The organism is Pseudescherichia sp. (assembly GCF_031998825.1).
GTDB lineage: Bacteria > Pseudomonadota > Gammaproteobacteria > Enterobacterales > Enterobacteriaceae > Pseudescherichia.
The window spans coordinates 44,302-70,097 of record NZ_DAMACX010000008.1 but is presented as its reverse complement, the minus strand read 5'-3'; the positions used below and the strand labels follow the sequence as shown (position 1 = coordinate 70,097).

At 58.8% G+C, this 25,796-nt stretch carries 24 protein-coding genes; 12 read left to right on the top strand and 12 right to left on the bottom strand.

The genetic code is table 11. The features are described from left to right. The first annotated feature begins 81 nt into the window (after positions 1–81). The 5 genes from potG to rlmC all read left to right on the top strand — a co-directional run bounded on the left by potG (position 82) and on the right by rlmC (position 4,748). Positions 82–1,215 carry a putrescine ABC transporter ATP-binding subunit PotG gene (gene potG, locus RTP97_RS05940; RefSeq protein WP_312411803.1) on the top strand — a complete coding sequence of 378 codons (1,134 nt, stop codon included), beginning with the start codon at positions 82–84 and terminating at the stop codon, positions 1,213–1,215. 9 nt (positions 1,216–1,224) lie between these two features. After that, positions 1,225–2,178 carry a putrescine ABC transporter permease PotH gene (potH, locus tag RTP97_RS05935; protein ID WP_103819689.1) on the top strand — a complete coding sequence of 318 codons (954 nt, stop codon included), beginning with the start codon at positions 1,225–1,227 and terminating at the stop codon, positions 2,176–2,178. Then, positions 2,175–3,020, top strand: a complete 846-nt coding sequence (gene potI / locus RTP97_RS05930; RefSeq protein ID WP_312411800.1) for a putrescine ABC transporter permease PotI — start codon at positions 2,175–2,177, stop codon at positions 3,018–3,020. Before potH ends, potI begins: the two co-directional genes overlap by 4 nt. A 78-nt stretch (positions 3,021–3,098) precedes the next feature. Continuing rightward, positions 3,099–3,572, top strand: coding sequence for a YbjO family protein (locus RTP97_RS05925; RefSeq protein ID WP_312411799.1), 474 nt, complete (start codon positions 3,099–3,101; stop codon positions 3,570–3,572). Between the two features lie 42 nt (positions 3,573–3,614). Beyond that, complete coding sequence (gene rlmC, locus RTP97_RS05920) at positions 3,615–4,748, top strand: 23S rRNA (uracil(747)-C(5))-methyltransferase RlmC (protein WP_312411796.1); 1,134 nt, start codon at positions 3,615–3,617, stop codon at positions 4,746–4,748. A 55-nt stretch (positions 4,749–4,803) separates the two neighbouring features. On the opposite strand, the gene artJ is transcribed toward rlmC, so the two are convergent. The 6 genes from artJ to RTP97_RS05890 all read right to left on the bottom strand — a co-directional run bounded on the left by artJ (position 4,804) and on the right by RTP97_RS05890 (position 9,218). Further along, positions 4,804–5,535: an arginine ABC transporter substrate-binding protein ArtJ gene (gene artJ / locus RTP97_RS05915; RefSeq protein ID WP_312411794.1), complete on the bottom strand. Its 732-nt coding sequence runs from the start codon at positions 5,533–5,535 to the stop codon at positions 4,804–4,806. A 148-nt stretch (positions 5,536–5,683) separates the two neighbouring features. Next, positions 5,684–6,352 (bottom strand): arginine ABC transporter permease ArtM, encoded by a 669-nt coding sequence (artM, locus tag RTP97_RS05910; protein WP_103819684.1) that lies wholly within the window; start codon positions 6,350–6,352, stop codon positions 5,684–5,686. Further along, on the bottom strand, positions 6,352–7,068 hold the full coding sequence (gene artQ / locus RTP97_RS05905) for an arginine ABC transporter permease ArtQ (protein ID WP_312411791.1): 717 nt from the start codon (positions 7,066–7,068) through the stop codon (positions 6,352–6,354). The genes artM and artQ overlap by 1 nt, the downstream gene beginning before the upstream one ends. A 6-nt stretch (positions 7,069–7,074) precedes the next feature. After that, positions 7,075–7,806 (bottom strand): arginine ABC transporter substrate-binding protein ArtI, encoded by a 732-nt coding sequence (gene artI, locus RTP97_RS05900; RefSeq protein WP_312210356.1) that lies wholly within the window; start codon positions 7,804–7,806, stop codon positions 7,075–7,077. Between the two features lie 20 nt (positions 7,807–7,826). After that, positions 7,827–8,555: an arginine ABC transporter ATP-binding protein ArtP gene (gene artP / locus RTP97_RS05895; RefSeq protein ID WP_042392362.1), complete on the bottom strand. Its 729-nt coding sequence runs from the start codon at positions 8,553–8,555 to the stop codon at positions 7,827–7,829. 144 nt (positions 8,556–8,699) lie between these two features. Beyond that, the gene (locus tag RTP97_RS05890; protein WP_312411787.1) at positions 8,700–9,218 is read right to left on the bottom strand and encodes a lipoprotein; all 519 of its coding nucleotides are present in this window, start codon (positions 9,216–9,218) and stop codon (positions 8,700–8,702) included. A gap of 108 nt (positions 9,219–9,326) precedes the next feature. Here RTP97_RS05890 and RTP97_RS05885 point away from each other — a divergent pair, with 108 nt between their 5' ends. Next, positions 9,327–10,208 carry an N-acetylmuramoyl-L-alanine amidase gene (locus RTP97_RS05885; protein ID WP_312411784.1) on the top strand — a complete coding sequence of 294 codons (882 nt, stop codon included), beginning with the start codon at positions 9,327–9,329 and terminating at the stop codon, positions 10,206–10,208. A gap of 2 nt (positions 10,209–10,210) precedes the next feature. Here RTP97_RS05885 and RTP97_RS05880 read toward each other — a convergent pair whose 3' ends face one another. The 3 genes from RTP97_RS05880 to poxB form a co-directional block, all read right to left on the bottom strand. Beyond that, positions 10,211–11,224 (bottom strand): NAD(P)-dependent oxidoreductase, encoded by a 1,014-nt coding sequence (locus RTP97_RS05880; RefSeq protein ID WP_312411782.1) that lies wholly within the window; start codon positions 11,222–11,224, stop codon positions 10,211–10,213. A gap of 122 nt (positions 11,225–11,346) precedes the next feature. Next, positions 11,347–12,348: a low-specificity L-threonine aldolase gene (ltaE, locus tag RTP97_RS05875; protein ID WP_312411781.1), complete on the bottom strand. Its 1,002-nt coding sequence runs from the start codon at positions 12,346–12,348 to the stop codon at positions 11,347–11,349. 38 nt (positions 12,349–12,386) lie between these two features. Next, positions 12,387–14,105: a ubiquinone-dependent pyruvate dehydrogenase gene (poxB, locus tag RTP97_RS05870; RefSeq protein ID WP_312210363.1), complete on the bottom strand. Its 1,719-nt coding sequence runs from the start codon at positions 14,103–14,105 to the stop codon at positions 12,387–12,389. Between the two features lie 149 nt (positions 14,106–14,254). Between poxB and RTP97_RS05865 the strand changes: the two genes are divergently transcribed. Then, the gene (locus RTP97_RS05865) at positions 14,255–14,683 is read left to right on the top strand and encodes a DoxX family protein (RefSeq protein ID WP_312411780.1); all 429 of its coding nucleotides are present in this window, start codon (positions 14,255–14,257) and stop codon (positions 14,681–14,683) included. 71 nt (positions 14,684–14,754) lie between these two features. On the opposite strand, the gene hcr is transcribed toward RTP97_RS05865, so the two are convergent. Together hcr and hcp are read right to left on the bottom strand one after the other, a co-directional pair. Continuing rightward, positions 14,755–15,723, bottom strand: coding sequence for an NADH oxidoreductase (hcr, locus tag RTP97_RS05860; protein ID WP_312411779.1), 969 nt, complete (start codon positions 15,721–15,723; stop codon positions 14,755–14,757). A 10-nt stretch (positions 15,724–15,733) separates the two neighbouring features. After that, positions 15,734–17,386 carry a hydroxylamine reductase gene (gene hcp / locus RTP97_RS05855; protein ID WP_312411778.1) on the bottom strand — a complete coding sequence of 551 codons (1,653 nt, stop codon included), beginning with the start codon at positions 17,384–17,386 and terminating at the stop codon, positions 15,734–15,736. A 214-nt stretch (positions 17,387–17,600) separates the two neighbouring features. On the opposite strand from hcp, the gene RTP97_RS05850 reads away from it, so the two are divergent. The 3 genes from RTP97_RS05850 (at position 17,601) to macB (ending at position 22,411) form a co-directional block, all read left to right on the top strand. Then, positions 17,601–19,259 (top strand): ATP-dependent endonuclease, encoded by a 1,659-nt coding sequence (locus RTP97_RS05850; RefSeq protein WP_312411775.1) that lies wholly within the window; start codon positions 17,601–17,603, stop codon positions 19,257–19,259. A gap of 96 nt (positions 19,260–19,355) precedes the next feature. Then, positions 19,356–20,471 (top strand): macrolide transporter subunit MacA, encoded by a 1,116-nt coding sequence (macA, locus tag RTP97_RS05845; protein WP_312411773.1) that lies wholly within the window; start codon positions 19,356–19,358, stop codon positions 20,469–20,471. Continuing rightward, positions 20,468–22,411, top strand: a complete 1,944-nt coding sequence (macB, locus tag RTP97_RS05840) for a macrolide ABC transporter ATP-binding protein/permease MacB (RefSeq protein ID WP_312411771.1) — start codon at positions 20,468–20,470, stop codon at positions 22,409–22,411. The genes macA and macB overlap by 4 nt, the downstream gene beginning before the upstream one ends. A gap of 71 nt (positions 22,412–22,482) precedes the next feature. Here macB and cspD read toward each other — a convergent pair whose 3' ends face one another. Next, entirely contained in the window at positions 22,483–22,716 is a 234-nt protein-coding gene (cspD, locus tag RTP97_RS05835) for a cold shock-like protein CspD (protein WP_312210373.1), read from the bottom strand. A 329-nt stretch (positions 22,717–23,045) separates the two neighbouring features. On the opposite strand from cspD, the gene clpS reads away from it, so the two are divergent. Both clpS and clpA read left to right on the top strand, forming a co-directional pair. Next, positions 23,046–23,366 (top strand): ATP-dependent Clp protease adapter ClpS, encoded by a 321-nt coding sequence (clpS, locus tag RTP97_RS05830; protein WP_312210375.1) that lies wholly within the window; start codon positions 23,046–23,048, stop codon positions 23,364–23,366. 28 nt (positions 23,367–23,394) lie between these two features. Continuing rightward, positions 23,395–25,671 (top strand): ATP-dependent Clp protease ATP-binding subunit ClpA, encoded by a 2,277-nt coding sequence (clpA, locus tag RTP97_RS05825; protein ID WP_103819666.1) that lies wholly within the window; start codon positions 23,395–23,397, stop codon positions 25,669–25,671. The last annotated feature ends 125 nt before the right edge of the window (positions 25,672–25,796 follow it).

Sequence of the window (25,796 nt, the reverse complement as noted above, 5' to 3'; positions counted from 1 at the left end):
CCGGTGGCGTTCGCGCCACCGGACATCAGGCACCGTTTTAGTGCATATGCACCTGTTTATCTGTATGCCGGAGAGCATCCCGTGAATGACGCAACCCCCCGCCCACAGGCGAAACCTCGTAAGGCGCTGACGCCGCTGCTGGAAATTCGTAACCTGACCAAATCCTTTGATGGTCAACACGCCGTGGATGACGTCAACCTGACCATCTACAAGGGTGAGATTTTTGCCCTGCTGGGCGCGTCCGGCTGCGGGAAATCGACCCTGCTGCGTATGCTGGCGGGCTTCGAGCAGCCCACCACCGGGCAGATTATGCTGGACGGCGTCGATCTGGCCCACGTTCCGCCCTACCTGCGCCCCATCAATATGATGTTCCAGTCCTACGCGCTCTTTCCGCACATGACCGTAGAGCAGAACATCGCCTTCGGCCTGAAGCAGGACAAGCTGCCGAAGGCGGAGATTGCCAGCCGGGTAGCGGAGATGCTGGGCCTCGTGCATATGAGCGAGTTTGCCAAGCGTAAGCCGCACCAGCTCTCGGGTGGTCAGCGTCAGCGCGTGGCCCTGGCCCGCAGCCTGGCGAAACGGCCGAAGCTGCTGTTGCTCGATGAGCCGATGGGCGCGCTGGATAAGAAGCTGCGTGACCGGATGCAGCTGGAGGTGGTCGATATTCTTGAGCGGGTAGGGGTGACCTGCGTGATGGTGACCCACGATCAGGAAGAGGCGATGACCATGGCCGGGCGTATCGCGATCATGAACCGCGGTAAGTTTGTGCAGATCGGCGAGCCGGAGGAGATCTACGAGCATCCGACCACCCGCTACAGCGCAGAGTTTATCGGCTCGGTGAACGTCTTCGAAGGGCTGCTGAAGGAGCGTCGGGAGGATGGGCTGGTGATTGACTCCCCGGGGCTGATGCACCCGCTGAAGGTCGATCCGGATGCGTCGGTCGTCGACAACGTGCCGGTCTACGTGGCCCTGCGCCCGGAGAAGATCATGCTCTGCGACGAGCCACCGGCCGACGGCTATAACTTTGCCGTAGGTGAAGTGGTGCACATTGCCTACCTTGGCGATCTCTCTATCTACCACGTCCGCCTGAAGAGCGGGCAGATGATCAGCGCCCAGTTACAGAATGAACATCGCTACCGCAAAGGCCTGCCAACGTGGGGCGATGAGGTGCGCCTCTGCTGGGACGCCGACAGCTGCGTTGTGCTAACGGTTTAAGGAGCGGTGATGAGTACATTAGAACCCCCGGCCCGCGTGGAAAAAACGTCCCGCTTTACCCTCTGGCTGGCGCGGATGCAGATGAAGCACGGGCGCAAGCTGGTGATCGCGCTGCCCTACATCTGGCTGTCGTTGCTGTTTTTACTGCCGTTTCTGATCGTCTTTAAAATCAGCCTGGCCGAGATGGCGCGAGCGATCCCGCCCTATACCGATCTGATGGAGTGGGCCGACGGCCAGCTCTCGATCACCCTTAACCTGGGCAACTTCCTCCAGCTTACTGACGATCCGCTCTATTTTGAGGCCTATCTTCAGTCGCTGCAGGTGGCGGCTATCTCAACGCTGTTCTGTCTGCTGCTGGGCTATCCGCTGGCCTGGGCGGTGGCGCACAGCAAGCCCTCGACGCGCAACATCCTGCTGCTGCTGGTGATCCTGCCGTCGTGGACCTCGTTCCTGATCCGCGTCTACGCCTGGATGGGGATTTTGAAAAATAACGGCGTGCTGAATAACTTCCTGCTCTGGCTAGGGGTGATTGACCAGCCGCTGACCATTTTGCACACCAACCTCGCGGTCTATATCGGCATTGTGTACGCCTATCTGCCGTTTATGGTGCTGCCGATCTACACCGCTCTGACGCGCATTGACTACTCGCTGGTTGAGGCTTCGCTGGATCTCGGTGCCCGGCCGCTGAAGACCTTCTTTAGCGTGATCGTGCCCCTGACCAAAGGCGGGATTATCGCGGGCTCGATGCTGGTGTTTATCCCGGCGGTGGGTGAGTTCGTGATCCCGGAGCTGCTCGGCGGCCCGGACAGCATCATGATTGGCCGCGTGCTGTGGCAGGAGTTCTTTAACAACCGCGACTGGCCGGTGGCCTCGGCGGTAGCGATTATTATGCTGCTGCTGCTCATCGTACCCATTATGTGGTTCCATAAACATCAGAGCAAAGGCACGGGAGACCACGCATGAACAACTTACCGGTAGTGCGTTCGCCGTGGCGGATCCTCATCCTGATCCTCGGCTTTACCTTCCTCTATGCGCCGATGCTGATGCTGGTGATCTACTCCTTCAACAGCTCTAAGCTGGTGACGGTGTGGGCCGGGTGGTCTACGCGCTGGTATAGCACGTTGTTCCACGACGATGCGATGATGAGCGCGGTAGGGCTGAGCCTGACCATTGCCGCCTGTGCGGCGACGATGGCGGTGATCCTCGGCACCATCGCCGCCGTAGTAATGGTGCGCTTCGGACGCTTTCGTGGCGCGAACGGCTTTGCCTTTATGATCACCGCCCCGCTGGTGATGCCGGACGTGATCACCGGCCTGTCGCTGCTGCTGCTGTTTGTCGCCCTGGCTCATGCCATCGGCTGGCCGGCGGATCGCGGGATGCTCACCATCTGGCTGGCCCACGTCACCTTCTGTACCGCCTATGTGGCGGTGGTGATCTCCTCTCGCCTGCGCGAGCTGGATCGCTCTATTGAGGAGGCGGCGATGGATCTTGGTGCCACCCCGGTGAAGGTCTTCTTTATCATCACCCTGCCGATGATCATGCCGGCGGTGATCTCTGGCTGGCTGCTGGCCTTTACCCTGTCGCTGGATGACCTGGTGATCGCCAGCTTTGTCTCCGGGCCGGGGGCCACCACGCTGCCGATGCTGGTCTTCTCTAGCGTACGCATGGGGGTGAACCCGGAGATCAACGCCCTGGCGTCGATTATCCTTGGCGTGGTGGGCATTGTTGGTTTTATCGCCTGGATTTTGATGGCCCGCGCAGAAAAGCAGCGAACGCGCGATATCCAGCGTGCAAGACAGGGGTGATCCCACTAAAATTTGCTGAGGTCATGGGTCACAGATGCCGCGCCGGTCGCGGCATCGTTTCGCAGGGAAGGCTACGCAGTGGGATTTTTCAAAACAACGCAGCAGGGTCATGCCCGGCTTAACGTGCCGACGCTGGTTCAGGTCGCGGCAGTCGCTATTATTGCGATCCGCTGCCTCGACCTGCTGCTGCTGTTTAACTTGCTGGGGCTGCGCGGGACCCTGGACTTTATCCACCGCAGCGCCCAGACCTGGAACCTGACGCTGATCTTTCTCGGCAGCCTGCTGCTGCTGTTCCTCGAGTTTCTCTGCGCCTTCTCGGTCGTTAAAGGCCGCAACTGGGCGCGCTGGCTCTATCTCCTGACCCAGGTGGTGGCCGCAGGCTATCTGTGGGCAGCCTCGCTGGGCTACGGCTACCCGGAGCTTTTCAGCATCGCCGGGGGGACGAAGCAGGAGATTTTCCGCTCGCTGGTGATGCAGAAGCTGCCGGATATGCTGGTGCTTGGCCTGCTGTTTATCCCATCCCCCAGCAGACGCTTTTTCCGCTTCCAGTAACGGTGGTACAATCCCCGCCCCGCAAAAAAGAAGGTTTCTATCATGCAGTGCGCCCTTTATGACGCCGGACGCTGTCGCTCCTGTCAATGGATCGACCAGCCGGTCCCACAGCAGCTTGCCGCCAAGACGGCGAGCCTGCATGCGCTGCTGGACGGTCTGCCGGTAGCCGAGTGGTGCACGCCGATGAGCGGCCCGGAGCAGGGGTTCCGCAACAAGGCCAAGATGGTGGTGAGCGGCAGCGTGGAGAAACCGCTGCTGGGGATGCTGCACAGGGACGGTTCGCCGGAGGATCTTACCGATTGTCCGCTCTATCCAGCGTCGTTCTACCCGGTGTTTGCTGCCCTGAAGCCCTTTATTGCCCGGGCGGGCCTGACGCCCTATAACGTGGCGCGCAAACGCGGGGAGCTGAAGTACCTGCTGCTCACCGAGAGCCAGCTCGACGGCGGCCTGATGCTGCGCTTTGTGCTGCGTTCAGAGGCCAAGCTTGATCAGCTTCGCGCCGCGCTGCCTGCGTTACAGGCCGAGCTGCCGCAGCTGAAGGTGATCTCGGTAAACATCCAGCCGGTGCATATGGCGATTATGGAGGGGGAGCAGGAGATCTGGCTCACCGACCAGCGGGCGCTGGCGGAGCGCTTTAACGGCGTGCCGCTGTGGATCCGCCCCCAGAGCTTCTTCCAGACTAACCCCAGCGTGGCGGCAAGCCTTTATGCCACCGCCCGCGACAGGGTGCGGGCGCTACCGGTGAAGCATATGTGGGATCTCTTCTGCGGCGTAGGCGGTTTTGGCCTGCACTGCGCGACGCCGGAGATGACGCTGACCGGGATCGAGATCGCTCCGGAAGCCATCGCCTGCGCGAAGCAGTCTGCTGAAGAGCTGGGCCTGCATAATGTGCATTTCCAGGCGCTGGACTCGACCGCATTCGCCACGGGACAGGGGGCGGTGCCGGATCTGGTGCTGGTTAACCCGCCGCGGCGTGGCATCGGCAAGCCGCTGTGCGACTACCTGAGCGCCATGGCTCCGCAATGGATTATCTACTCCAGCTGTAACGCCGAGACGATGGCGAAAGATATTCGCGAGCTGCCAGGATACCGCATCGAACGCGTGCAGCTGTTCGATATGTTCCCGCACACGGCGCATTATGAGGTGTTAACGTTGTTGGTGCGGGAAGTAGAGTAGAATAATTTGTAGGCCCGGTAAGCGAGAGCGCCACCGGGCGTTTATCAAATACTTATTACTGCGGGAACCACTGGTCGCTGATTTTCTGATAGGTGCCGTCGGCTTTGATAGCTTTCAGGGCAGCGTTCAGTTTTTCCAGCAGGGCTTTGTTATCCGGACGCACCGCGATGCCAAGGCCGGTACCGAAATACTGCGCGTCGGTCACCTTCGGCGTGGCGGTACCCAGCTGCGGGTTGTTCTTCAGCCACTCGTTCACTACCGCAGTATCCCCAAATACCCCGTCGATACGGCCATTTTTCAGGTCGAGGATCGCGTTCTGGTAGCTGTCATAGGCCACGGTCTTCACTTCCGGATGCTTATCCTGGAGGAACTTCTGGTGGGTCGTCCCGTTCTCCATGCCGATGCGCTTGCCTTTCAGATCCTCGAACGATTTAAAGGCGTCTTTCTTCGCGATCACTACCGCTGAGTTGGCGTAGTACGGGTCGGTGAAGGAGACCTGCTTGCTACGCTCCGGGGTGATGTCCATGCCGGAGATCACTGCATCATACTTCTTAAACTTCAGCGCCGGGATCAGCGAGTCAAACGCGTGGTTGGTGAAGGTACAGTCGGCCTGCATCTGCTTGCAGAGGGCTTTTGCCAGGTCGATATCAAAGCCAACGATCTGGTTGCTGGCATCCAGAGACTCAAACGGCGGATAGGTGGCAGAGGAGCCGAAGCTGATCTTATCTGCTGCGCTGGCACCGGCGGCGAAGGTGGCGAGGATGGCGGCCAGAATTAACTTTTTCATTATGGAACTCCTGTCTGTCAATCTTATAGTTTTTACCGTGTCTGCGGCATGGAGTTACAATGCCATCTAATGAATGGCTATGCAATATTATTGATTAATTATATTTACTCAGGCGTAAAAAAGGCGGGTTGCCCCGCCTCAAAAAGTATTAGTTGCGTCGCTCAAACGCCAGCGCCCGCCGCTCGATAAGCCGCATCAGCAGCGTCAGCAAGCCGTTGACTATCAGATAGATAATCCCCGCCGCGCCGAATACCATCACGTCATAGGTGCGTCCGTACAGCAGCTGTCCGTGCCCCATCACCTCCATCAGCGTGATGGTGTAGGCCAGTGAGGTACTTTTGAATACCAGCACCACTTCGTTGGAGTAGGAGGAGAGGGCGCGTTTAAAGGCGTACGGCAGCAGGATCGCCAGCGTATCCTTCTTGCTCATCCCCAGCGCGCCGCAGGATTGCCACTGTCCCTCAGGGATCGCCCGAATAGCGCCGTAGAAGAGCTGGGTGGTGTAGGCCGCGCTGTTCAGCGACAGGGCGATCAGCGCGCAGAGCCACGGCTCGGAGAGCAGATGCCACAGCCACGGATAGGCCTGGATCGACGGGAACTGCCCCGGCCCGTAGTAGATCAAGAAGATCTGCACCAGCAGCGGCGTACCGGTAAAGAGCGTGATGTAGCCCCGCACGATCCACACCAGACCCGGCGTTTTCAGCGTCAGAACGATGGTGAAAATCAGGGAGAGGATCAGCGCCACCACAATCGACGCCACGGTGAGCGTCAGGCTGGTGTGCAGCCCCTTCATCAGTTCCGGTAAATACTCAAGCATCAGCCTGGCCTCCGTTCGAAACGTGTCGCGCGTTGGTCAATGCGTTTGAGAATGTACTGACTGAGAAGCGTAATCACCAGGTAGATTGCCGCCGCCACCAGAAACCAGGTAAACGGCTCCTGGGTACGGGTCGCGATGCTGCGGGTTTGCAGCATAAGATCGTTAACGCTGATCAGCGACACCAGCGCCGTATCTTTCAGCAGCACCAGCCACTGGTTGCCCAGCCCCGGCAGGGCGTGACGCCACATCTGCGGCATCACCAGGCGGAAAAAGATAGCGCTTTTAGACAGCCCCAGCGCCTGGCCGGACTCCCACTGACCCTGCGGCACAGCCTTCAGCGCCCCACGCAGGGTCTGAGAAGCATAGGCTGCATAGAGCAGGGAGAGGGCAATCACCCCGCACAGGAACGGGCTGACGTCGAAGTTTTCAATCTGCATCTGCACCGGGATCTGCGCAAACCCGAGGTTGAGGGTAAAGCCATCCGAAAGCATCAGCAGCAGCTGTGACGAGCCAAAATAGATAAAGAGCACCACCAGAATTTCCGGCAGGCCACGCAGGATGGTCACCAGCCCTGAGCCGAGCCATGCAATAGGACGCCACTTAGCGGACTCCCAGACGGCAAAGAGCATAGCGAGCACCAGGCCAATGGCCAGGGCGCAAACGGCAAGGCCGACGGTCATCCCGGCGGCGCTTGCTAAAGGAAAAAGTTCATTCATCAAAGATTACTTCTGGAACCATTTTTTGTAGATGGTCTCGTAAGTCCCATCCTGCTTCACTTTTTCCAGCGCGGTATTAAATTTCTGCTGCAGGTCGGTATTGCCCTGACGTACCGCAATGCCCAGACCCGTGCCGAAATACTCTTTATCCGTCACCTTATCACCTACCGCAGCCAGCTTGTCGTTGGCCTTCAGCCACTCGGTCACAACTGCGGTGTCGCCGAACACGGCGTCAATACGGCCGTTCTGCAGATCCAGACGCGCGTTCTGGTAGCTGTCGTACGGTACGGTAGTAATTTCCGGATGCTTGTCGGTAATGAATTTCTGGTGCGTGGTGCCGTTCTGCACGCCGACGCGTTTGCCTTTCAGCGCATCGATGCCGGTAAATTTACCCTGCTGGCCGATAAACAGCGCCGAGTTGTCGTAGTACGGGTTAGTGAACAGAACCTGCTTCTGACGCTCCGGCGTGATATCCATCCCTGCCATCACCGCATCGAAGCGGCGGAACTTGAGGCTTGGGATCAGGCTGTCAAACGCCTGGTTAGTGAACGTACAGGTCGCATCAATCTCTTTACACAGCGCGTTCGCCAGATCGACATCGAAGCCAACAATTTTGTTATTGGCATCGGTGGATTCGAACGGAGGGTAGCTCGCTTCGGTGGCGAAACGAATGGTTTGGGCTGCTGTAGCAGAGAGGCTAACGCTGGCCAGCAGCGCGGCAATCAATACTTTTTTCATTGTCACTTCCCAAAAAAATATCAGTGAGATAAGTAGTTTTTAAACGCATCGGTCTGCGGTGCGGTAAAGGTGCTGGCATCGCCCTGTTCGACGATATAGCCATTTTCCATATAGACCACACGACTGGCGGTTTTACGCGCCACTTCCACTTCGTGAGTCACGATAACCTGGGTAATTTTGGTCTGGGCCAGCTCGCGGATGATGCTGACGATCTGCGCGGTGATCTCGGGATCCAGCGCGGCCGTCGGTTCATCAAACAGCAGCACCTGCGGCTCCATCATCAGCGCCCGGGCAATGGCCACGCGCTGCTGCTGGCCGCCGGAGAGGTGCAGCGGATAGCGGTCGCTGTAGGGTTTCAGGCGCAGGCGCTCTAAAAGCTTATCGGCACGGGCGTGCGCCTGCTCTTTGCTCAGGCCCAGCACGCGGCAGGGCGCTTCAATCAGGTTCTGCACCACGGTGAGGTGGGGCCAGAGGTTGTACTGCTGAAACACCATGCCGACGTTTTGCCGCAGCTCGCGGATCGCTTTATCAGAGGGCGTTTTGGCAAAATCGAAATTGTTACCGGCGATGCTCAGCGTACCGGAGCGTGGCATCTCCAGCAGGTTAAGCACCCGCAGCAGCGAGCTCTTGCCCGCGCCGCTTGGGCCAAGCAGCACCAGCGTCTCGCCCTCAGGGCAGTCGAGTGTGATGTCAAACAGCGCCTGATGTGCGCCGTAGAAGCAGTTAATGCCGTTTAATTTAATACTCATCGAGGCAATCTGATAGCAATTGAGGCCGCAAATAGTAACGTTGACAGAATAGTTATGCAATATTTATGCGTTAAAACTTAACTACAGGCCGTCTTCCACCTTAAAAATAGCACAAAATCGCGGAGGTTCGGCCTGCACAGCGTATTAGCGGTGCTCAATTGACTGACGCAGAGAGCCTGCCGGGGCGTGAACGCTGCCGCCAAGATAGCGTACGTCATCCACCGCCCAGCACTGGCCTTCACGCACCATCAGCACCTCATCCTGCCAGCGCTGGCTGCCCTGGGTCAGCTCGACGCGCAGAGGAATGTTACGCGCGTCGGTGTTAGGAATGGTTGAGGCGCTGGCAACCGTGGCCGTTTGGGCAGGTGTGGTACGGCTGGAGAAGGGGTCAGCGCTTAGCAGGGCGCTGTTGCGGCTGTCGCGGGAGGCGGCGGTCAGCATGGCGGCCAGGTCGTCGCTGAGGTAGGGGCGCAGCGCGGTCAGATCGCTACTGCGGTGCTGGATACGGTAGTCGTAAAACTGCTGCGCCACGGCATCAGGACCGCCTGCCACGCAGGGGCCGCTACGTGTGCCGATATCCTTAAACGCGGGCGTCACGGGGGTGGTACAGGCTGAGAGCACCAGCGCACAGGGTGCAATGACGGATAAAAGAGAGTAGCGCATAATGATTTCCTTATAAGCTAACGAAATGTGTATAGTTTTATCAATCATAGCCCTGGCTGTTTGATTATGCATCGCTTGTGGCATCGAAGGTTAAAAAGGAGAGTAAAGATGCAGCTATTCCCCGCCCCTATGCCGCAGCCAGCGTGGCAACGCTTCTGGCTGTTGGTGTTGGCCCTGCTGCTTACCGCCTGTGCGAGTAAGAAGAGCGAGATAAGCGATAAAAGCGTGGTTAAAAAAGTGGGCTATGAGCTGGATACCCAGCGTCAGGCCCAGGCCGCTTACCCCAGAATAAAAGTGCTGGTGATCCACTACACGGCGGGCGACTTCGATACCTCTCTGGCAACCCTGACGGATAAAAATGTCAGCTCGCACTATCTGATCCCCGAACATCCGCCGGTTCATAACGGCAGGCCGCGCATCTGGCAGCTGGTGCCTGAGGATCAGCTGGCGTGGCACGCTGGGGTGAGCTACTGGCGGGGCGCAACGCGGATTAACGATACCTCAATCGGCATTGAGCTGGAGAACCACGGCTGGCAGAAGATAGGCAGAGATAAAGATTTTACCCCCTTCGCGGCGGATCAGATCGCCGCCTTGATCCCGCTGGCAAAGGATATCATTAATAGTTACAACATACTTCCTGTTAACGTCGTGGCCCACTCGGACGTTGCGCCCCAGCGGAAGGTCGATCCCGGTCCGCTCTTTCCGTGGCGTGAACTGGCTGCGCAGGGGGTTGGGGCCTGGCCCGACGCCCAACGTGTGACCTTCTACCTCAACGGCCGCGCACCTTCTGAAAGAGTCGATAGCGCAGCGCTGCTGGATGTGCTCTACCGCTACGGCTATGAGGTTGTACCAGGCATGACGATAGCCCAGCAGAAGAGGGTGATTATGGCCTTCCAGATGCACTTCCGCCCGGCGCGCTATGACGGCATCGCCGACGCGGAAACCCTGGCCATTGCCAACGCACTGCTGGAGAAGTACGGCCAGGGCTAAGCTCAGCGGTGCAGTTTTCCGTGGTCCTTTAACCACAGGGCGGTGCGGCGGATCCCCTCATCCAGCGTGACCAATGGAGCATAGCCCAGCTCCTCGCGGGCGCGGGTCGTGTCGAGGGTAAAGTCAAAGTTAAGCTTCGACACGCCGTAGTGGGTCAAAGCAGGCTCTTTGGCCCGCTTGTCACCGAAGCGCTCCAGGCTGCGGGCGATGATATCCAGCATCGGGTAGGGCACCGAGCGAATGCGGCAGTGGATCTCCAGCTCGTCAATCAGCCGCTGGACGATGCTGCGCAGAGTGCGGCGCTCGCCGTTGGAGATGTTGTAGGCGCGGCCGGAGGGCAGTCCATCACAGCTCTCCTGACTGGCGAGCCACATGGCGTGAACGGCGTTCTCAAAATAGGTCATATCCACCAGGGCATCCCCACCGCGCGGCAGCAGCACGCTGCGGTAGTGGTGCATCATCTGCGCCAGCCGGGGAATAAAGACCTTATCATGCGGGCCAAACAGGCTTTGCGGCCGCAGGATGGTAAAGCGGGTGTTGGGGTTCGCCTGGGCCAGAAGCTGGATCACCTCTTCTGCCGCGGCTTTGCTGCGGGCAAACTCGTTGGCAAAACGTGCCGGGCGAAAGTTCTCGTCGATATCATGGTGGTGGTGATAGTCGAAATAGAGCGACGGGGAGGAGACATGAATAAAGTTGCGTACGCCCCAGGCCACGGCCCACTCACCGAGGCGGCGGGTCGCCCGCACGTTGGCGAGGTCGAACGCCTCCTGAGTGCCCCAGGGTGAGGTGAAGCTGGAGCAGTGCCAGAGCGTGTCAACGCCCGCCAGCATCACCTTTGCCTGCGAGGAGACCAGCTCGGTGAGATCGGCATGGACGAACTCCGCGCCCATCTTTTGCAGCAGCTTGCCCATCGCCTCATTGCGACCGCTTGCTCTGACGCTCACGCCTCTCTGACGCAGATACTCGACCGCGTTGCGGCCTAAACCGCTGGTTGCGCCGGTGACCAGAACCTTCATAGCAATCCACTGTGTTGAAAAGAATTTCGTGCGCATTCTTCCGTGAATTACGCCGCTATGCAATGGAAAGATGACAGATTAAAGCCCGATTTCGGACTTTATCTGTCAAATATTCTACGTTCTTAACGTTTCAGGAATGCCTGCCAGTGGCTAACCAGCTCTTCCAGCTGCGCACGGCTCACGTCGAGATGGGTGACGATACGGGTGATGGGCGAGGCGTTAAGCAGCACGCCACGCGCCTGCATAAATTCGCCGAGGGCCGCGGCGTTCTGCTCGCCTACGCGGACAAAGAGCATATTGGTATCGTGACGCATCACGTCTGCGCCAATCTCCTGCAGCTGGGCGGCCAGCCAGGCGGCGTTGGCGTGATCCTCTTTCAGGCGCTCAACGTTGTTTTTCAGCGCATAGAGACCTGCCGCCGCCAGGATACCCGCCTGACGCATGCCGCCGCCGGTCATCTTCCGCCAGCGGTTAGCGCGCTTGATGTACTCATGGCTGCCAACCAGCAGCGAGCCAACCGGCGTGCCGAGGCCTTTCGAGAGGCAGATGGTGAAGGTATCGCAGAACTGGGTAATCTCTTTTAACGTGCAGCCATACTCGACTACCGCGTTGAAGATGCGTGCGCCGTCAACGTGCAGGGCCAGGCCTTTCTCACGGGTAAAGTTCCATGCTTCTTCAAGGTAGTCACGCGGCAATACTTTGCCGTTGTGCGTGTTCTCAATACTTAACAGGCGAGTACGGGCGAAGTGGATATCGTCCGGCTTGATCTTCGCTGCCACCTTATCCAGCGGCAGAGAGCCGTCCGGGCTGGCATCGATGGGCTGGGGCTGAATGCTGCCCAGCACCGCTGCGCCGCCAGCCTCGTAGAGATAGTTGTGCGCGCCCTGGCCGACGATATACTCCTCGCCGCGCTCGCAGTGGCTGAGCAGCGCCACCAGGTTGGCCTGGGTGCCGGTGGGCAGAAACAGCGCCGCCTCTTTGCCCGAAAGCTCGGCGGCGTAGCGTTGCAGTTCATTAACGGTGGGATCGTCACCATACACATCGTCCCCGACCGGGGCGGCCATCATCGCTTCCAGCATGGCGCGGCTCGGACGGGTAACGGTATCACTACGTAAATCAATCACGGCACTTCCTTATTATCTTCAGGATCGTGCCATCTGTTTTACCTGAGCCAGTTGGTTTTCGCCAGCTCCACAACTTCGTCACCGCGACCGTTAATAATGGCGCGCAGCATATAGAGGCTGAAGCCTTTGGCCTGCTCAAGCTTGATCTGCGGCGGAATAGAGAGCTCCTCTTTTGCCACCGTCACGTCGACCAGCACCGGCCCTTCGGTGGCAAAGGCGCGCTGCAGGGCGCTGTCAACGTCGGCGGATTTCTCGACGCGGATGCCGGTAATGCCACAGGCCTCGGCGATGCGGGCGAAGTTGGTCTCATGCAGATCGGTACCGTCCGTCAGGTAACCCCCGGCTTTCATCTCCATCGCCACAAAGCCCAATACGCTGTTGTTAAAGACGATGATTTTTACCGGCAGATTCATCTGCGCCAGCGAGAGAAAATCGCCCATCAGCATGCTGAAGCCGCCGTCGCCGCACATCGCCACCACCTGACGCTCGGGATGCGTTGCCTGCGCCCCCAGCGCCTGCGGCATGGCGTTGGCCATCGAGCCGTGATTGAACGAGCCAAGCAGACGGCGTTTGCCGTTCATCTTCAGATAGCGTGCGGCCCACACCGTTGGCGTCCCGACGTCGCAGGTGAAGATAGCGTCGTCATCGGCGAAGTCGCTGATCCGCTGGGCCAGATACTGCGGGTGAATAACCTTGCTGCTGGGCTTGGCCAGATCGTCCAGCCCCTTGCGCGCATCGCGGTAGTCTTCCAGCGCTTTATCAAGGAAGCGGCGGTCGGTTTTCTCCTCCAGATGCGGTAGCAGGGCGGCCAGCGTGGCTTTGATATCGCCTACCAGCGCCATATCGACCCTGCTGTGCGCGCCAATGCTGGCCGGGTTGATATCGATCTGGATGATTTTGGCATCGGTGGGGTAGAAGGCCCGGTAGGGGAACTGGGTGCCGAGTAGCACCACCGTGTCGGCGTTCATCATGGCATGGAAGCCGGAGGAGAAGCCGATCAGCCCGGTCATGCCCACGTCGTAGGGGTTGTCGTACTCCACGTGCTCCTTGCCGCGCATGGCATGGATAATCGGTGCCTTCAGCTTTTCCGCGAAGGCGAGCAGCTCGTCATGCGCTCCGGCACAGCCGCTGCCGCACATCAGGGCGATATTGCTGGAGTAGCGCAGCAGCTGGGCAAGCTTGTGCAGCTCGGTTTCGGCGGGGGTCACTACCGGCCGTGGCGCGCTGTACCAGTGGCTGCTGGCGCTTTCAGGCGCAGGCTTCAGCGCCACGTCGCCGGGCAGGACGATCACCGAGACGCCGCGATTGAGGATCGCCTTACGCATGGCGATGGCTAACACCTGCGGGATCTGCTCCGGGCTGGAGACCAGCTCGCAGTAGTGGCTGCATTCGCGGAACAGCTCCTGCGGGTGGGTCTCCTGAAAGTAGCCGCTGCCAATTTCGCTCGAGGGAATGTGCGCTGCAATGGCGACCACCGGCACGTGGTTACGGTGGCAGTCAAAGAGGCCGTTGATCAGATGCAGGTTGCCTGGGCCGCATGAGCCTGCACATACCGCCAGCTCGCCCGTCAGCTGCGCTTCTGCCCCGGCGGCAAAGGCGGCTACCTCTTCATGACGGGTCGACATCCACTCAATGGTGCCCATCTTGTTCAGGCTATCGCTCAGGCCATTCAGTGAATCGCCGGTAACGCCCCAAATGCGTTTTACCCCGGCCTGCTCCAGCGTTTTTGCGATGTAGGCAGCGACGGTTTGTTTCATCTTTTCATCTCCATTTTGTGATGTTGGTAACAAGCTTAGATGAAAAAGAGAAAACGAAGCGCCGTTACCCCTTTATTCGCTGGGGCTTTTCGGTAACTAAACGTAAGATGATTTTTGCCGATAGGTAATGAAAACAGGAATCATTTCAAATGGTTAAATCAATGTTAAATGCGGTTAATAGAATGTGTGCACATGAAGATGCGGGCCGTTTTTTACTGCGTCTGACGGTGGGCGGGCTGATGCTGTTTCATGGTTTGCACAAGCTGATTGACGGCGTGGACGGCATCAGCGGCATGCTGGTGGCGAAGGGGCTGCCGGGGTTTGTCGCCTATGGCGTGCTGGTCGGGGAGGTCGTGGCGCCCGTGTTAATCATTCTGGGGATCTTCACTCGCCCGGCGGCGCTGGTGCTGGCCTTTACGATGATCGTCGCCTGGATGATGGTGGGGGTGAATATCACCGGGCAGCTGGATAAAACCGGTGCCTGGGCGATCGAGAGCATGGTCTACTTCTTTATTGCGGCGCTGGCGGTGGCCTTTTTAGGGGCCGGACGCTACTCCATTGCGCCAAAGTATTCGTAATCTACCGCTACTACAATGGGCACGATGTAATTTGTAGGCCCGGCAAGCGTTAGCGCCGCCGGGCGTTTACCTTACGCTAACACCAAATCGCTCTCTGGCTGGCAGGAGCAGGCCAGCACGTAACCCTCTGCAATCTCGGCATCCGTCAGCGTCATGGTGCTGGTCACCGAATACTCCCCGGCAACCACCTTCGTTTTACAGCAGCCGCAGACGCCCGCCCGGCAGGCCACGTTAACCGGGACTTTATTGCTCTCCATTGCTTCCAGCAGGGTGGTACCGACCGGGGCGTAGAACTCCCGCGCCAGCTGCAGGGCGCTGATCTTCAGCCCGCTGCTGGCCGCCGCTGCGACCGGCACAAAGAACTGCTCTTTGTAGAAGCGCGTCACGCCCAGCGCCTTCGCCGCGTTTTCCACCCAATCCATGTAGGGGGCAGGACCGCAGGTCAGCACGGTACGCGAGGCGAGATCCGGCACGCTCTGCAGCAGCTCGGTGGTCAAACGGCCAGGGATAAACCCGATAGTGGCGTTGTGCTCTGCCAGCAGCGTGACCGGATAGTCACGCCACTCATCGGGGAAGATCACATCCTGCGGCGAGCGCACGCTAAAGATAGTCTGCACGTCAGCCTGCGGACGGTGTTTTGCCAGCCAGCGGCGCATCGACATAATCGGCGTAACGCCGCAGCCTGCCGCCAGCAGCAGCACACGGTCGGTGGGCTTATCGTCACAGGTAAACTCACCCTGCGCGTCAGAGAGCCAGATAGTGTCCCCGCGCTTCACCTCCCGCGTCAGCCACTGGGATCCCACGCCATCGTCAAGACGCCGGACGGTCAGCGTAATGTATTCGCTCACCCCCGGCGTGGAGGAGAGGGTATAGGCGCGCAGAGTATCGGCGGCGTTGCCGATGCTGACCAGCGCATACTGTCCGGCGCGGTACGGATAGTAGTCGTGGCACAGCAAGGAGAGCGTCCACACATCCGGCGTCTCCTGATGGATGTGGTGAACCTGCATCCGCCACGGACATTGTGAGGTTGGCATCGTCATCGTCTACTCCTTATGCGCTCAGCAGCTGCTGCATATCTTGTTCAACGGTGGTGACCGAACGCAGGCCAAACTTCTCGTTCAGCACCGCCAGAAGATCCGGGGTCAGGAAGCCCGGCGCGGTCGGGCCGGTAACGATATTGGTCACGCCCAGGGAGAGCAGGGTCAGCAGGATCACAATCGCTTTCTGCTCGAACCAGGAGAGCACCAGCGACAGCGGCAGGTCGTTTACTCCGCAGCCCAGCTTCTCTGCCAGGGTTACCGCCAGAATAATCGCCGAGTAGGCGTCGTTGCACTGACCGGCATCCACCAGACGCGGCAGGCCTTCGATGTTGCCGAAATCGAGCTTGTTAAAGCGGTACTTACCGCAGGCGAGGGTCAGGATCAGGCAGTCTTCCGGCACGCTGGTGGCGAAGTCGGTAAAGTAGCTACGCTCCCCGCGCGCGCCGTCGCAGCCGCCCACCAGGAAGATATGGCGCAGCTTCTCACGGCTCACCAGATCGATCAGCGTATCGGCCGCGCCGAGCAGGGTTTGGCGACCAAAGCCAACGGTGATCAGATGCTCGATTTCGCTATAGGGGAAGCCCGCCATCTGCTGCGCCTGGGCGATCACCGGCGCAAAATCATCGCCTTCAAGGTGGCTAACGCCCGGCCAGCCTACGATGCTGCGGGTCCAGATACGATCGTCATAGGCACCGGGCGCCGGATCGATAATGCAGTTGGAGGTCATCACAATGGGGCCAGGGAAGCGGGCAAACTCTACCTGCTGGTTCTGCCAGCCGCTGCCGTAGTTACCCACCAGGTGTTTGTACTTACGCAGCTCCGGGTAGCCGTGGGCTGGCAGCATTTCGCCGTGGGTATAGACGTTCACGCCTGTCCCCTCAGTCTGCTGCAGCAGGTTATGCAGATCCTTCAGATCGTGGCCGGAGATAAGAATGCACTTGCCGGCGACCGCTTTCACGTTAACCTGGGTTGGGGTCGGATGGCCGTAGGCGCTGGTCTCCCCGGCGTCGAGGATGCTCATCACCTTGAAGTTCATCTGCCCGATCTCCATCGCGCACTCAAGCAGAGCATTCATATCGGATGGCCAGGTGCCGAGCCACGCCATGATCTTATGGTACTGGGCGTAGATGGCGTTGTCGTACTGGCCGAGCACGTGGGCGTGCTCCATGTAAGCCGCGGCACCTTTCAGGCCATAGAGGCAGAGCAGGCGCAGGCCAAGAATATTATCGCCGATCTCGGCTTTGTCTTTGTTCGGGGTAAAGATGGCGGCCTGGCGCTGAAGCTCGCCCAGGTCGTCGCTCACCAGCTGTAACCCCGCCATCGGGTTATCAACGGAGGCTGTGGGGTCGATGCTCAGGCAGAGCGCTTTCAGCGCCTCACGTTTGGCGATGGCTTCCTGGGCATAACCGACGATGCGCGGTGAGTCAAAGTTCACGTTGGTCAGGGTGGAGAAGAAGGCGCGAGGGGCGAAGCTATCGATCTCATGATCGATCAGATCGTAGTCGCGGGCTTTTAGCGCCCAGGCGGACAAGCCTTGCAGCGCTGCGATCAAGAGGTCCTGTAGGTCAGAGGTCTCTGCGGTTTTACCGCACATACCCTGCGCATAAGAGCAGCCGTTGCCAGCCGGGGTACGGATTGTTTGTTCACATTGCACACAAAACATGGTCACACCTTTAAAGTTATATTTGAAATACATGTTTAAGATTATGCCCCGGCGAGAGGCGGTTAAAGCGGTATTTATGCTATTTGAAGAGAGATTGATTTAGCGCAATTTTGCTGAAGGTCGCCTACCAACAAAGGGGTAGCCAGGGGAATAATATCGTTAAGCATCCCGCAAATTTATGTAATTATGAAAAAATCACTCTGTGGGAGGCGAAATGCGACTTGAACGGGTAGAGATTGTAGGGTTTCGCGGCATCAATCGTTTGTCGCTAATGCTGGAGCATAATAACGTGCTGATAGGTGAAAACGCGTGGGGGAAATCGAGCCTGCTGGATGCGCTCACGCTGCTGCTTTCACCGGAAACGGATCTGTATACCTTTACCCGCAACGACTTCTGGTTTCCCCCCGGCGATATTCAAGGCCGTGAGCGCCACCTGCATATTATTTTGACCTTTTGTGAGGCCGAGCCAGGTAACTATCGCGCTCGTCGCTATCGCCCGCTGGCCAACTGCATAGCGGAAGGTACGGATGGCTACCGGCGGATTTTCTACCGCCTCGAAGCAGAGCAGACCAATGAGGGTCAAGTCACCACCCGGCGCTCCTTTCTGGATGCCGAGGGCCAGACGCTGGCGCTGGTGGAGGCCGACGATCTTGCGCAGCATCTGGTGCGGTTGATGCCGGTTCTGCGCCTGCGGGACGCCCGCTTTATGCGCCGCATCCGCGACGGCAGCGTACCGGATCTACCGGAGGTAGACGTCACCGCCCGCCAGCTCGACGTGCTGGCTCACGATCTGGTATCGCGTCCGCAAAATCTCAGCGACGGGCAGATCCGCCAGGGGCTGTCGGCAATGGTGCAGCTGCTGGAGCACTATTTTGCCGAGCAGGGCACCGGTGAAGCCCGTCAACGGCTGATGCGCCGCCATTCCCACGATGAACAGCGCAGCTGGCGCTATCTCGATATCATCAACCGGATGATCGACCGGCCCGGTGGCCGCAGCCATCGGGTGATCCTGCTGGGCCTGTTCGCCACGCTGCTAAAAGCCAAGGGGACGGTACAGCTGGACCGGGATGCACGCCCGCTGCTGCTGATTGAGGATCCCGAGACGCGCCTGCATCCCATCATGCTCTCGGTGGCCTGGCACCTGCTCAATCTGCTGCCGCTCCAGCGCATCACCACCACCAACTCCGGAGAGCTGCTCTCCCTGACGCCCGTCGAGCATCTCTGTCGGCTGGTGCGCGAGGCGTCCAGGGTAGCTGCCTGGCGTCTGGGGCCGGGCGGACTGAGTGCGGAGGATGGCCGCCGCATTGCCTTTCATATTCGTGCCAATCGCCCCTCGTCGCTCTTTGCCCGCTGCTGGCTGCTGGTGGAGGGGGAGACCGAGACCTGGACCATCAGCGAGCTGGCGCGCCAGTGCGGTCACCACTTCGATGCTGAAGGGATTAAGGTGATTGAGTTTGCCCAGTCCGGCCTGAAGCCGCTGGTGAAGTTCGCCCGACGGATGGGGATCGCCTGGCATGTGCTGGTGGATGGCGACGAGGCAGGGAAGAAGTATGCCGCCACGGTGCGTAGCCTGCTTGATAATGACAAAAGCCTGGAGCGGGAGCATCTGACCGCGCTGCCCGCTCTTGATATGGAGCATTTCATGTATCGCCAGGGCTTTGCTGACGTTTACCACCGCATCGCTCAGCTGCCGGAGGGGATCCGCATGAATGAGCGGCGGGTAATCATTAAAGCCATTCACCGCTCCTCGAAGCCGGATCTGGCCATTGAAGTGGCGCTGGAGGCGGGGCGGCGTGGCGTAGAGGCGGTGCCGCCGCTGCTGCGCAGTATGTTCTCCCGTGTGCTGTGGCTGGCGCGCGGACGGGCAGACTAATCCTGAATCGTTCAGGCAAAAAAAGAGAGGGTTCCAGCCGCTGGCGGTTCATATAGAATTGTTTCAGTGTAGTCAGCTTAACTATCCGGAATTTTTATGAATCTTAAGGGAAAACGCAGGAAGATTTACGTCGCGCTGGCGCTGCTCCTGCTGGTTATCGCCGTCTGGGGATGGCGGCAGCTCAACGCGCCGATCGCGCAGTATCAGACGCTGATCGTGCGTCCAGGGGAGCTTCAGCAGAGCGTGCTGGCAACGGGTAAGCTGGACGCCCTTCGCAAGGTTGATGTGGGTGCCCAGGTGAGCGGGCAGCTGAAGACGCTGTCGGTTAACATCGGCGATAAGGTGAAAAAGGATCAGCTGCTGGGGGTGATCGATCCCGAGCAGGCGCAAAACCAGATCCGCGAAGTGGAGGCGACCCTGATGGAGCTGCGCGCCCAGCGCCGTCAGGCGGAGGCGGAGAAAAAGCTGGCGGCGGTCACGCTCTCTCGTCAGCAGCAGCTGGCGAAGACCCAGGCGGTATCGCGCCAGGATCTCGATAGCGCCGCCACCGAGCTGGCGGTGAAGGAGGCCCAGACTGGCACCATCGAGGCGCAGATCAAGCGCAACCAGGCCACCCTCGACACGGCAAAAACTAACCTCGACTACACGCGCATTATCGCCCCGATGGCGGGGGAAGTGACGCAGATTACCACCCTGCAAGGCCAGACGGTGATTGCCGCCCAGCAGGCGCCTAACATTCTGACCCTGGCGGATATGAGCACCATGCTGGTAAAAGCTCAGGTCTCCGAGGCTGACGTTATTCACCTTAAGCCGGGGCAGAAGGCATGGTTTACCGTGCTGGGGGATCCGCTGACGCGCTACGAAGGGGTGCTGAAAGACATTCTGCCAACGCCGGAGAAGGTCAACGATGCCATCTTCTACTATGCGCGTTTTGAGGTGCCGAACCCGCAGGGTGTACTGCGGCTGGAGATGACCGCTCAGGTGCATATCCAGCTCTCCACGGTGAAAAACGTGCTAACCATTCCGCTGGCGGCGCTGGGTGAGCCCATTGGTGATAACCGTTACAAGGTCACGTTGCTGCGTAACGGTGAAACCCGCGAGCGGGAGGTGACTCTCGGGGCGCGCAACGACACCGACGTTGAGGTCGCGAAAGGCCTGGAGGAGGGTGATGAGGTCGTCATCGGCCAGGAGAGCGCCGGAGCCACGCCATGACGGCGCTGCTTGAGCTGCGTGATATTCGCCGCAGCTACCCCTCTGGCGACGGTATGGTCGAGGTGCTGAAAGGCGTCACGCTGGATATCGCCGCTGGAGAGATGGTTGCCATTGTCGGCGCGTCCGGCTCCGGTAAATCGACCCTGATGAATATCCTTGGCTGCCTGGATAAACCCACCAGCGGCCGCTATCGCGTGGCGGGGGTGGACGTCGCCACGCTGGACGGGGATGCGCTGGCCCGCCTGCGCCGGGAGCATTTCGGTTTTATCTTCCAGCGCTATCATCTGCTCTCCCACCTGACGGCGGCGCAGAACGTGGAGGTGCCTGCGGTCTACGCCGGTACCGAGCGCAAGGCGCGGCTGGCTCGCGCTCATGAACTGCTGCAACGTCTTGGGCTGGCGGAGCGGGAGAGCTATCAGCCCTCACAGCTCTCCGGTGGCCAGCAGCAGCGGGTCAGTATCGCCAGGGCGCTGATGAACGGTGGGCAGGTGATCCTCGCCGATGAGCCAACCGGGGCGCTGGACAGCCATTCCGGGGAGGAGGTGATGGCGATCCTCCACCAGCTGCGTGACGCGGGGCATACGGTAATTATCGTTACCCACGATCCGCAGGTGGCGGCCCAAGCCGAGCGGATCATAGAGATCCGCGACGGTGAGATTATCCGCAACCCGCCGCCTGCCGTGAAGCCGGAAGCCGTCCGTCAGCAGCCCAGCGTACAGCCTGATAACGGCTGGCGGCAGTTCAGCAGCGGCTTTCGCGAGGCGTTGACCATGGCGTGGCGGGCGATGGCGGCTAACAAGATGCGCACCCTGCTGACCATGCTGGGGATTATTATCGGCATCGCCTCGGTGGTGTCGATTGTGGTGGTGGGCGATGCCGCCAAACAGCTGGTGCTGGCGGATATCCGCGCCATTGGCACTAACACCATTGACGTCTATCCGGGGAAAGATTTCGGTGATGACGATCCACAGTATCAGCAGGCGCTGAAGTATGACGATCTGATCGCCATTCAGAAGCAGCCCTGGGTTCGCTCGGCGACCCCGGCAGTTTCCCAGAATTTGCGCCTGCGCTACGGCGGTATCGACGTGGCCGCCAGCGCTAACGGCGTCAGCGGGCAGTACTTCAACGTCTATGGCATGACCTTTAGCGAGGGGACCACCTTCAACGATCAGCAGCTCAACGGTCGCGCTCAGGTTGTGATCCTGGACGAGAATACCCGACGACAGCTCTTCCCGAATAAAGCCCGGGTGGTGGGCGAGATTGTGCTGGTGGGGAATATGCCCGCAACGGTCATCGGCGTAGCTCAGGAGAAGCAGAGCATGTTCGGCAGCAGCAAGATCCTGCGCGTCTGGCTGCCCTATACCACCATGTCCGGACGCATTATGGGTCAGTCGTGGCTGAACTCCATCACCGTACGGGTGAACGAAGGCTACAGCAGTGAACGGGCTGAACTTCAGCTGACGCGCCTGCTTACCCTGCGCCACGGTAAAAAAGATTTCTTCACCTGGAACATGGATGGGATCTTGAAAACGGCGGAAAAGACCACACGTACTCTACAGCTGTTCCTGACGCTGGTGGCGGTGATCTCGCTGCTGGTGGGCGGCATTGGCGTCATGAACATTATGCTGGTCTCGGTCACCGAGCGCACCCGGGAGATCGGCATCCGGATGGCGGTCGGGGCGCGGAAAAGCGACGTGCTGTCACAGTTTTTGATCGAGGCGGTGCTGGTCTGTCTGGTGGGCGGCGCGCTGGGCGTCTGCCTGTCGATGCTGATTGCCTTTACGCTTCAGCTCTTTTTACCCGGCTGGGAGATTGGCTTCTCCCCGGTTGCGCTGATAACGGCGTTCGTCTGCTCAACCTTTACCGGCGTGCTGTTTGGCTGGCTGCCAGCGCGCAACGCCGCCCGACTCGATCCGGTCGAGGCGCTGGCGCGGGAGTAGGGACGATAAAAATGCCAGCTTGCGGGCTGGCATTTTAGGAGCGGGATGTACACAATTAAAGCTAAGCGGCGTCAGGCGACGGCCTCGACGATCGCCACTGCTTCAATGGGCACGATGACGCTGGCATGATTGCCTTTCGGCCCCTGATGTACATCAAAATGGACGGTTTGCCCTGCCTTGAGCGTTCTGTAACCATCCATCTGGATGGTAGAATAGTGAGCGAAAATATCTTCGCCGCCGCCCTCAGGGCAGATAAAACCGAACCCTTTAGCGTTGTTGAACCATTTAACAGTACCCGTTTCCATGCTTCGACATCCTTCGTTAATCTTCTTTGAGTAAGATGGAATGAACCGGTGGCAGAGTCTGGGTTTGTTCAAAACCTCGCCAACTCTCGCTTGTACAATTTAGATAAATCGGGGTTAGCGTCAAGCGTTTGGCAGCGTCCGGCAGGATGATTCACTCAAAAATTTGAAGCAGTTAACGCTATTGCCTGGGTTTGTGACAGCCCTCGCGAATAGCAATGATAGATGTTAGTTATCTGGATCCTGATGTAGATTCAAAATGCATCTAGACTCAAGTCAACGACAGGGTGCACTCTGTCGGAAATGGCAACCTTAGATGAAAGCGAACAACGATGGGTAAGTCTAATAATTGGCTGGATTTTGACCAATTGGCGGCGGATAAGCTGCGCGACGCGCTAAAACCGCCAGCTATGTATAAAGTTATGTTAATGAACGATGACTACACGCCGATGGAATTTGTTATTGACGTGCTACAAAAGTTCTTTTCTTATGATGTAGAACGCGCCACGCAATTGATGCTCACGGTTCACTATCACGGGAAAGCCATCTGCGGCATTTTTACTGCTGAAGTAGCAGAGACCAAGGTGGAGATGGTGAACAAGTATGCCCGGGAGAACGAACATCCGTTGTTGTGTACGCAGGAACTCGCCTGATTAAGGCAAACTATTGAGGGGGTGCCCAATGCTCAACCAGGAACTGGAACTCAGTTTAAACATGGCTTTCGCCAGAGCGCGCGAGCACCGACATGAGTTTATGACCGTCGAGCACTTATTGCTGGCTCTGCTCAGCAATCCATCGGCTCGCGAGGCGCTTGAAGCGTGCTCCGTCGATCTGGTGGCGCTGCGTCAGGAACTCGAAGCCTTCATCGAACAAACCACACCCGTGCTGCCCGTCAGCGAAGACGAGCGCGATACGCAACCGACGCTCAGCTTCCAGCGCGTATTGCAGCGTGCGGTATTCCACGTTCAGTCCTCCGGCCGTAGCGAAGTGACCGGCGCGAACGTACTGGTCGCTATCTTCAGCGAGCAGGAGTCTCAGGCTGCCTATCTGCTGCGTAAGCATGAGGTGAGCCGTCTCGACGTGGTGAACTTTATCTCCCACGGCACGCGGAAAGACGAACCGAATCAGGCTTCCGATCCCGGCAGCCAGGCAAATCACGAAGAGCAGGCAGGCGGGGAGGAACGTATGGAAAACTTCACCACCAATCTCAATCAGCTTGCTCGTGTCGGCGGGATCGATCCGCTGATCGGCCGCGACAGGGAGCTTGAGCGAGCTATCCAGGTACTCTGTCGTCGTCGTAAAAACAACCCGCTGCTGGTGGGCGAATCCGGCGTCGGTAAAACGGCGATTGCGGAAGGTCTGGCCTGGCGTATCGTGCAGGGTGACGTGCCGGAAGTGATGGCCGACTGCACTATCTACTCGCTGGACATTGGTTCATTGCTGGCAGGTACCAAATACCGCGGTGATTTCGAGAAACGTTTCAAGGCGCTGCTGAAGCAGCTCGAGCAGGACAGCAACAGCATCCTGTTTATCGATGAGATCCACACCATTATCGGGGCGGGTGCCGCCTCGGGTGGACAGGTCGATGCCGCCAACCTGATCAAACCGCTGCTTTCCAGCGGCAAGATCCGCGTGATGGGCTCTACGACCTATCAAGAGTTCAGCAACATCTTTGAGAAAGACCGTGCGCTGGCGCGTCGTTTCCAGAAAATTGATATCACCGAACCGTCTGTTGAAGAGACGGTGCAGATCATCAACGGGCTGAAGCCGAAGTACGAAGCGCACCACGACGTGCGTTACACCGCGAAAGCGGTACGTGCAGCGGTGGAGCTGGCGGTGAAATACATTAACGACCGTCATCTGCCGGATAAGGCTATCGACGTGATTGACGAGGCCGGAGCGCGTGCGCGCCTGATGCCGGTCAGCAAGCGTAAAAAAACCATCAACGTGGCGGATATCGAAACGGTGGTGGCCCGCATCGCCCGTATTCCTGAGAAGAGCGTTTCCCAGAGCGATCGCGATACGCTGAAGAGCCTTGGCGAACGCCTGAAAATGCTGGTCTTTGGTCAGGATAAAGCCATTGAGGCCTTAACCGAAGCCATTAAGATGAGCCGTGCCGGTCTTGGTCAGGATCATAAGCCGGTAGGGTCGTTCCTGTTTGCCGGCCCGACCGGGGTCGGTAAAACCGAAGTCACGGTTCAGCTCTCCAAAGCGCTCGGCATTGAGCTGCTGCGCTTCGATATGTCCGAGTATATGGAGCGTCATACCGTCAGCCGCCTGATTGGTGCGCCTCCGGGATACGTTGGCTTCGATCAGGGTGGGTTGTTAACGGACGCGGTGATCAAGCATCCGCACGCGGTACTGCTGCTCGATGAGATCGAGAAGGCGCACCCGGACGTCTTTAACCTGCTGTTGCAGGTGATGGATAACGGTACCCTGACCGATAACAACGGGCGTAAAGCAGACTTCCGTAACGTGGTGCTGGTGATGACCACCAACGCCGGGGTACGTGAAACCGAGCGTAAATCCATTGGTCTTATCCATCAGGATAACAGCACCGATGCGATGGAGGAGATCAAGAAGATCTTTACGCCGGAGTTCCGTAACCGTCTCGACAACATTATTTGGTTCGATCACCTCTCTACCGAGGTTATTCATCAGGTGGTGGATAAGTTCATCGTCGAGCTTCAGGTGCAGCTGGATCAGAAAGGCGTCTCGCTGGAGGTCAGTCAGGAAGCACGCGACTGGCTGGCAGAGAAGGGCTACGATCGCGCAATGGGCGCACGTCCAATGGCACGCGTGATCCAGGACAACCTGAAAAAACCGCTGGCCAACGAGCTGCTGTTTGGTTCACTGGTGGATGGTGGTCAGGTGACGGTCGAGCTGGATGTAGAGAAAAATGAGCTGACCTACGGCTTCCAGGGTGCGCAGAAGCACAAGCCGGAAGCGGCGCATTAATCTCTCACTTACGCCAATAAAAAAGGCCGGGATAATTCCCGGCCTTTCTATATCCAGAGGCTGAACCGTAGGCCGGGCAAGCGCAGCGCCGCCCGGCGGCCTGCTATGCCGGATGGCGGCTATGG